This window comes from Streptomyces sp. NRRL WC-3549 (assembly GCF_000721935.1).
Classification (GTDB): Bacteria; Actinomycetota; Actinomycetes; order Streptomycetales; family Streptomycetaceae; genus Streptomyces.
On sequence record NZ_KL585426.1, the window covers coordinates 120126 to 122714 of the forward strand.

The 2589-nt window shown below is 74.1% G+C and carries 1 protein-coding gene; it reads left to right on the top strand.

Translation table 11 applies throughout. The features are described 5' to 3' along the window. Positions 1-2543: ATP-binding protein (locus IH13_RS0128985; RefSeq protein WP_063837507.1), on the top strand; the 2543-nt coding region annotated here is incomplete at its 5' end. Positions 2544-2589 lie beyond the last annotated feature (46 nt).

Consider the following 2589-nt stretch of genomic DNA (forward strand, 5'->3'; position numbering starts at 1 on the left):
TGTATAAGAGACAGATCGGCAAGACCGCACTGCTCGACGAGATCCGCACCATGGCCGCCGACCGCTGCACCGTCTGGTCGGCACGCGGCGGCGAGACCGTGACCTCGGTGCCGTTCCACGTCGTGCGCCAACTCCTGCAGCCCGCGCTGAGCCAGTTCCCCGTGGACGAGACCCGGGCCCTGTTCGGCGACTGGTTCGAGATCACCGCACCCGCCCTCGGCCTCGCCGTACCCAGCGGCCCGCAGCCCGATCCCCAAGGCGTCAGGGACGGCCTGGACTTCCTCGTCGCCCGGCTCGCCTCCCGCCTCAGCCACCGCCCCTTACTGCTCATAGTGGACGACGCCCACTGGGCGGACGGCGAATCCCTCGCCTGGCTCGCCGGGTTCACCGCCCGCCTGTCCGAACTGCCGGTCCTGGTCGTCCAGGCCCACCGGCCCCAGGAACTCGCCGACCGCAACGCCGACTGGGCGCAGGCCCGCGACCCGGAGAGCGGCGGACGGACGGCACTGACCAGGGTGGCGCTGCGCCCGCTCACCCCGGACGCCACGGCAGAGCTGGTGCGGGCGGCCCTGGGCGAGCACGCCGACGACCCGTTCTGCCGCGAGGTCTGGGCCGTCACCGGCGGCAACCCGTACGAGGCGGTCGAACTCGTCGCCAAGGCGCAGGACCGCGAACTGGCGCCGGTGGAGGACTCCGCCGGGCTGCTGCGCGAACTCGGCGCCTCCGCCCGGGGCAGCGGTCTGATCACCCGCCTCGAACGGTTGGGCACCAACGCCAACCGGTTCGCCTGGGCGGCGGCCGTGCTCGGCACCGAGATCTCCCAGGAACTCGCCGCATCGCTGGCCGGGATGAGCCCGGCGGAGGCCGCCGACTGCACGGCACGACTGCGCGAAGCCCGGATCGTCAGCGGCTTCGACCCGCTGGAATTCGTCCACCCGCTCATCGCCAGCGCGGTCTACCGCTCCATCCCGCCCGCGACCCGCACCGCCATGCACGGCAGGGCCGCATGGGCCATCACCCAGGCCGGCCTCGGTCCCGCGGCGGCCTCCCGGCACCTCCTCGAAGTCCACCCGGACGACGACCAGGAAGTCGTCGCCCAGCTCCGCGCCGCGGCGGCCCGGCACCTCGCGGTCGGGGCCCCGGACGCCGCCCGCCGCTGCCTGGAACGCGCCCTGGCCGAACCGCCCAGGCCCCACGACCGGGCGGCCCTCCTGTACGAACTGGGCTGCGCCACCCTGCTCAGCGCACCGTCCACCACGGTGCAGCACCTGCGCGCCGCACTGGACACACCCGGCCTGGACGAGTCGCTGCGGATCGACGCGACGTTCCGGCTGGCGGCCGCCCTGTCCCACAACAACCAGCTGAAGGACGCGGCCCTCTCCCTGGCCGCGGAGGCCGCCCGTACGGCACCGGGTCCCGGCCTGATGCGCCTGCAGGCCGCCCACTTCCTCTGGGAGGGCATGCAGGCCACCGAGGACGACGGACCGGCGCGCTCGGCCAGGCTCGCCCGCAACGCCGACCACCTCAAGGGCCGGGACAACGCCGAACGCGCCATGCTCATCCTGCGCGCCTTCGACGCCATGCTGCGCGGGGAGAACGCCGAACTCGTCGTCGACTTCCTCGACCGGGCCCTGGTGGACGGCCGCCCCGCCCGCGGTCTCGGCTGGACCGACACCGAGTGGGGCTTCGAACTGCCCGCCATGATCGGCATCACCTTCGCCTTCACCGACCGTCTGGACCGCGCCGAGGAGCTCTTCGGCGAAGCGGTGCGGGCGTTCGAGATCTCCGGCTGGAGCGGAGCCCACCTCGCCTTCGCCCACACCCTGCTGGGCCTGGTGCACCGCCGGCGGGGACGTCTCGCCGAGGCCGAGGGCTTCCTGCGGGAGGGGCTGCGGCTGGCGGACCGCGCGGGCAGCGGGCTGCCCGTCCACTGGGACGCGACCTGCCTGCTGGTCGACACGCTCCTGGCCCGTGGCCGCACGGCCGAGGCCCGGCGGATCGCCGACCGGTACGACTTCGGCCCGCCCTACCCGAGCGGCGCCATGGTGCTGCCCGACGCCCCGTGCGTCCACGGGAAGCTGCTGCTGGCCGAAGGCCGTACCGAGGAGGCCGTGGCCGAACTGGAGGCGGCGCAGGCGGCACTGGAACCACGGGGCAGGTTCAACGGGGTCTGGGCGCCCTGGGCGGGCGACCTCGCCCGTGCGCTGGCCGACACCGACCCGCCCCGGGCCGCCCGCATCGCCGCCGGAGCCCGGGTGCACGCGGAACGCTTCGGCACGGACACCGCCATCGGCGAGGCCCTGCGCTGCGTCGCCCTCTTCGCGCCTCCCGAGGAGGCGGTCCAACTCCTGGCCGACGCGGTCCGCCACCTGGAGGCCTCGTCCTCCTCCTACGAGCACGCCCTGGCCCGCTTCGAGTACGGAAAGGCGATCAGGTCCACGGCCGAGCTCACCAGAGCCGAGCACCTCGCCACCGCGTGCGGCGCCGAGATGCTCGCGACCCGCGCCCAGCAGGTACGGGCGTCGATCCGGTCCTCGGAGTGAGGTAATGTTTGTCCTGCGCGAGCCGCTCGGGAACACCGGGGGGAAC